Origin of the sequence: Edaphobacter aggregans DSM 19364, from assembly GCF_000745965.1 — a bacterium.
GTDB lineage: Bacteria > Acidobacteriota > Terriglobia > Terriglobales > Acidobacteriaceae > Edaphobacter > Edaphobacter aggregans.
In genome coordinates this window covers 1-6,025 of the sequence record NZ_KN050791.1, presented here as the reverse complement: position 1 = coordinate 6,025, position 6,025 = coordinate 1, and the positions used below count along the sequence as shown (strand labels likewise).

2 protein-coding genes are annotated in these 6,025 nt (G+C 59.1%); one reads left to right on the top strand and one right to left on the bottom strand.

The annotated features are described in order from the left end of the window. On the bottom strand, positions 1-5,515 hold a 5,515-nt coding region (locus tag Q363_RS34675), incomplete at its 3' end, for an immunoglobulin domain-containing protein (protein ID WP_211256494.1). Between the two features lie 276 nt (positions 5,516-5,791). On the opposite strand from Q363_RS34675, the gene Q363_RS34670 reads away from it, so the two are divergent. Next, a partial coding sequence (locus tag Q363_RS34670) for a DUF4372 domain-containing protein (protein ID WP_157468262.1) occupies positions 5,792-6,025 on the top strand: 234 nt, incomplete at its 3' end.

Sequence of the window (6,025 nt, the reverse complement as noted above, 5' to 3'; positions counted from 1 at the left end):
GCGAAGTGCCGCCCGCATCCACCGCCTCGACGGTGTAGGAGTAGGTGGTTGAGGCTGTCAGGCCGGTATCGATGTAAGTAGTTCCGGTCAGTCCACTGGCCACGGCGACTCCATTGCGAAGCACCATGTAAGTAACTCCGGACGTCGACGAGGCCGTCCAACTCAGGTTGATCTGGCTGGAAGAGGCCACCGTCGCCGTCAGGTTGCTAGGAGCAGCTGGCGGCGTGGTGGTCGCAGTCGAAGCGAGCACTTCGATGCCGCTCACCGCCGCATTGTCCTTGACCGTCGTGAACTGAATCACGATCTGGCCCTGGGCATTGGCGTTCGCCGTAAACTGCTCGGCGATCGCGACGTTCTGACCGCCCGCAGCAGCGAGAACATCGAAGTTGTTGAGCACCTGCGTGCCGTTGATGCTGACGTTGAACACACGCTGCCCCGGCTGAGTCCAGTAGAACTCATTGAAGTGCAACCGTACCGTGTAGCTGGCCCCGGGGGTCAATCCGGGAAGCGTATAGGTGGAGTTGCCGACGCGCATATGCTGGTAGACCGACTGGGGAGCAGGGTTCGTCACCCCAGAGGTATTGACGGTCGCATTGCTACCCGACGGGTTGCCGCCGGTGAAGTCTTCATCCGCGGCAAAGTTACCTGCAGCGGGACCGCCTGCGCTGATAGCAATCACTTCCGTGGGACAGTTCGTCGTGCAGCCCGCGGACGTGGTGGCCGACGCAGTGTTGGAAGCTGCCGAGGCACCAACTGAGTCGGACGCTACGACGATGTAGAAGTAGGTTGTGCTGGGAGCCAGACCCGTGTCCGTAAAGACCGTGGCACTTGTGGTGACTCTCAGGTTTGCAGCGGACGGGGTAACCCCGGCAGTGGTGCCACGATAGACACTGTAGGTAACGGCACAGCCGTTCCCTGCAGTGCTGGCTCCCCACACCATGTTGATCTGGCCCGAAGCAGTGGCGCTGGCATTCAACGTTCCCGGCGCGCTCGGAGCCGCTGTACAGGTAGTACCGCCACCTCCCCCGGTGGGGCCGGTAACAGTGAGAACGCCGGCAGTGCTGGTCGTGGTCAGTCCATTGCCGCCGGTAACGACGACCGAGTACAGAGCTCCGTTGTCGGCTGCGGTGACGACAGGAGTCGTGACCGCTGGTACACCGGTGATCTGGAACGGAACATTGTTCTTCAACCAGGTGTACGTTGGCGAACCATTGCCGGTAGTCGTGGCAACCACCGAGAAGGTCGCCTGCTGGTTAGCAGCGACGGTCACCGGAGAGGGTTGCTGCGTGATCACGGGCGGCTGCTGCTCCGGCCCCTGAACGCAGAGCGTCGCTCCGGGTGAATTGACCTTGATGCCAAAGAACTGGTTTCCAGTGGCATCTACATTGAACGCACGCGAGTTGTCGTCCGGGTCATCGGTAGAGGTCCAGGTCGCCCAGAACGCGGGGAACGCGCACGAGGCAGCCGAGCTTCCAGAGATGGCCTGCGCTTCGGCCAATGTCGGGATGCGCATGCCCAGGCTCTGGCAGTAGTTGATGGCGGAGACCTGTGTGAACTGAGCGCCTGCAGTGTTGTCAGTCTTCTGCGTACGCGTCCAGACCAGGCCGCTGAGATTGTCGGTGACGACCGTCAGATTGTTTGGATCGATCGTCCAACGCTCGTTGCTGTTGCCGCAGCTCGCGGCGTTATAGGTCTCGAACTCGCGGATCGAGTAGCCGAAGTTGTCGTTGCGCTGTGTGCCGAACATGCGGATGTAACGGGCGTGCTGCGCGGCGAAGGTGAAGTCATCCTTTCCTCCAGTGCCGGAGTCCTGCGAATACACAGGACCGCTCCAGCTCTGTCCGTCGTTCGACACCTGGATGACATATTGCGTCGCGTGGGAGGGGTCCCAGTTGATGACGGCGCGATTGAACGTCATCGGGACGCCGAAGTCGATCTGATACGACTGAGGATCGCTGAATGCCGAGCCCCAGCGCGTCGTCAGATCACCGTCGATGGCAAACTTCGAAGCAAGACCGACCGCGTTCTCGAAGCTGCTGCCAAGTCCAACCTTACCCAGCGACATGTTGACGCCGGGAGGCGCAAGGGTGAGGGTTGCTCCCTTGCTCACAGCCTGTCCGGCGATGTTGGTCGCAGTTACCGTATAGGTGCCGAGATCGCCGTTCGAGACAGAGTTGATGGTTAGTGTCGGTGAGTTGCTTCCAGTCCCCACCGGCGTTCCGTCTTTCTCCCAAACGTAGACGATAGGCTGTGTACCCGTTACCGTCACCGAGAAGGTGGCGGGCTGACCCGGCAGAGCGGCGACATTGACCGGGTCTGTCACGATCTGCGGCGCGACCGCGGGGTTCACAGTAAGCGTTGCATTCGTCGAGACAGCGCTGTTGACCGGATTGGTGACCGTTACGGCATACACCGAACCGCTATCGCTGACCGACAGAGTGGGTGTGGTGTAGCTGCTCAAAATGGCGCCAGGGATGGGTGCACCGTTCCTGGTCCACTGATAGGTCAGCTTGGGAGAGCCCGTTGCCTGCACTGTGAAGGTGACAGTCTGCCCTTGCGAGGCGGTCTGCGACATCGGCTGCACCGTGATGGCAGGAGCGGCCGCGGCAACCACCGTCAGCATCGCATTCGTGGAGGTAGCGCTGCCGAGACTGTTGGTGACCGTCACCGAGAAAGCAGACTGGTCATCCGATGCCACAGTTGGAGCAGTATCGACCGCCGCCGACGTAGCGCCGGGGATCGCGACTCCGTTCTTATACCACTGGAACGCGAGTGGATCGGCTCCCGATGCCGTCACGCTGAAGTGCGCCGGAAAGCCTTGTGTCACCGACGTATCCACCGGCTCCGCGATGATCGCCGGAGCGGTTGCGGTCGTGATCTGTTGCGGGATGGGGAAGATGTTGAACTGAGTGGACGCGCCCGTGAGTCCGGGAGATGTCGCCGTCACCGTCACCACGCCAGGGGTGAACTGGCTCCTGATCGCTATCTTTTGCAGACCATCCTCAGCGGCCAGCTCTGGGTCACCGGGCGAGTGATAGCTGTGCGGCTGACCGGGTGTCACCATCTGCTGCGTGCCGCCAACGTACGTTCCGGGACCGCTGACCGAGAAGGTCAGCAGGTTGCTGGCGCCGGGAACGACAACGCCGTTTGCGTCGACGACCTTGGCAACAACAAACTGCGCATCGGTGCCATTGGCTGTTACCTGGAAGCTGGTGCCATCCGGGCGCACAACATTGGCCACATTCTCAAGAACAATATGGTCGGGGGCGCCCGCCGTGGTGAGAGTATCAACCACCGGCTTTCCATCAGCGTCCGTAGCCACCTGTCCAAGCTGGTCCATGCACTGTGCAGTTGCTGTGCCTGGCTGCCATGTTACGTTCCAGTGCACCTGCCCCGGAAGGGAGGTCGTCAGCTCAGTCGCAACGAAGTCCCGATCGTTGGCCGCCAGCGAGGACCAGGGATTCGGAATCTGATCCTGCCCCTGAGGCACGCCGTTGATCAGCAGGCGCACTGCAGGGCAATTGCTCCAGGCGTTCACCTGGATGTTTCCGGAACGGTTCCATGTATGAGCCAGCTTGACGACATGCTTCACTGAATAGGGTGTCCAGTTGGCCTCTTCGATGTAATACAGCAGGCGGGGAAACCGCTCGAAGTCCACCATCGAGTCGCCGATCGAACGCTCGGTGTTGTGACTGGCGTCATCTTCGGGGAGATCGGTGTAGGTACCTATCTCGCCCGGCGAGTCCGCAAAGTACCACTGCGCCAGGCCAAACGTGTGCTTGGCAATGCCGCGGCTCCAGTTGTCGATATACTGCGCAGCCATCGAGATCTCATGATCGTGATCGCCGCGGATCACGCCAGGCCCCCAGTACTCGGCTCCCCAGGCAGGCTTGTCGGGAATCCCATCTTTCACGCCGATATCGCAACCGTTACCGGAGCAGCTCATGAAATCGCCGTTGTTTGCGAACTGCGGCTGACCTCCGGAGCGGTCAGACTGTGCGTGCCCACCACGAGGACCATTAATAGCCCCATCGCTGCCAAGGTAATCCCACTGCTTGCCGACGGCAGCAACCTGCTGCGCAAACGCCGGCAGAGCAACACCGTTGTCCGCCTCCCATGCCAGGATCGACGGATGGCTGCGGTCGCGGACGATCATGTCGCGATGCAACTCCAGTTTGAGCTCCTCCTGCTCGCAAGTCATCTTTGCAGTTGGACCGCATGGGTCGCTGAAGCCATTTTCTCCATCACCGCTCGGCTGAACCACCATGATGCCGAGGGCGTCGGCGGCGTTCACAAACTCTTCACTCTCAGCGGAGTGCCCTGGGCGCCAGAGATTGCCGCCCATCGCTGCCATCTGCTGCAGGTCGCGCCACTTCTGCTCCTCAGGAACACTCGATGCAAAGCCTGGATAGTCGTACCGGCCCGAACCTCCCCAGAGCTTCTGAAGCTTGCCGTTGATGTAAACGAAATCCTTATCCCAGGTGATGGTGCGAATTCCCAGAGGGCTCTGCTTGGCGTCGATTACCACACCGTTAACGCTGATGATATGAAAAACCTTATACATATAAGGCTTTCCGTAAATCGAGTTGTTCGGATACCACAGAGTTGGATGATTTACAGTCAGCGTCTGGTCAAAGAGCTTTGGCTGCGGATTTGCCGCTGCGCTTGGAACCACCGTCTGCACATCCTGACGGCTCGCCACGACATTTCCATTGGCGTCGACGATCTGCGTCGTCAGGGTTACATCCTGGGGCGTGGTGCCCTCGTTCATCACATTTGTCTGGACATGAATCGTGGCCGAGTCGTCGTTGATTGCGTCCGTAGCGACATAGGTGCCCCAGGTCTTCGAACCCGAATAGATGTTCTCCGGGATATGAATCTTGTCCGTGATGTACATGTACACGGGCCGAAAGATGCCATTATCGGCCTGGCCGAAACGGAACGCCTGCGAAAAGCCCGGACTGGGAAACCAGTCTGCGTTACGAGCGATCCGCACCGCAATCACATTGTCCCCGCCGAATTGCACGTACGGCGTCAGGTCAACGACAAACGGAAGGAATCCGACCACGTGGGTCGCTTGAGGAGCGAACTGCTGCGTCGCCGGAACCAGCGTTCCATTGATGTACACCTGAACTCCGGTGTGCGCGCCTTCAAAGACGACCTGCACCTTATTGTTGGCGTACTGCGGGGCGACGGTAAAGTGCTGGCGATACCAGGCCACATTGCCGTTCAGATCACCCGCGCCACCGCCGGATGTCTCGTTCGTGAAGGTGAAAAGCATATCCGCCGTATGCGGTAGTCCGACGCTCTCCCAGGAAGAGTCGTTGAAGGCGGGATTTTTCATGACAATGTTGTCGCCAACAATAAACTTCCAGGGTCGTTGTCCCATGTTGATGACGACACGCTTCGAGGGAGCGAGCGTGGCTCCTTGAGCTTTGGCGGGGTGACTCATGGACAGAAGACAGATCAAAACCAGACACAAAAGGGCCTGGACATAACGAACATGTGTTTTCAAGGTCACTCCTCAAAGTGATTGTTCACAGACGGAATCGTTGGACAGGGGAGAGTCACAATCGAAGCGTGCCTTCGCAGTCGAGCCTGATTTCTGCGCGCGGGAAGGTCAATTCATTTCTTATTACTTGCTGATGATTATAGTTACCATACAGATATGTAACTTTGAATGTAAATTTTCTCACTGTCGTCCAAATTAGCCTTTGAGAACAAGGCTCAAGGGTGAGGCAGGTGGAGCCTCCTGTAGAGTGAAGTGGGTCCTGAGAAGACCACTTGACGCATGAGAAAGGCATCCACCATGAATCGAGTATGCAGTATTTTCAGCCAACTCCTGCAACTGTTTTCGCGCTCCGATTTCGAGGCTGCGGTTGGCAAGCATCGAGCCGAGAGGCACGCCCGAGGCTTTACCTGCTGGGGTCAGTTCATCGCCATGCTGTTCTGCCAACTGGGACGGGCCCACAGTCTGAGTGAAATCACGCAGGGACTGGCAGCCTCGGAGGGTAAGCTGAAGCAC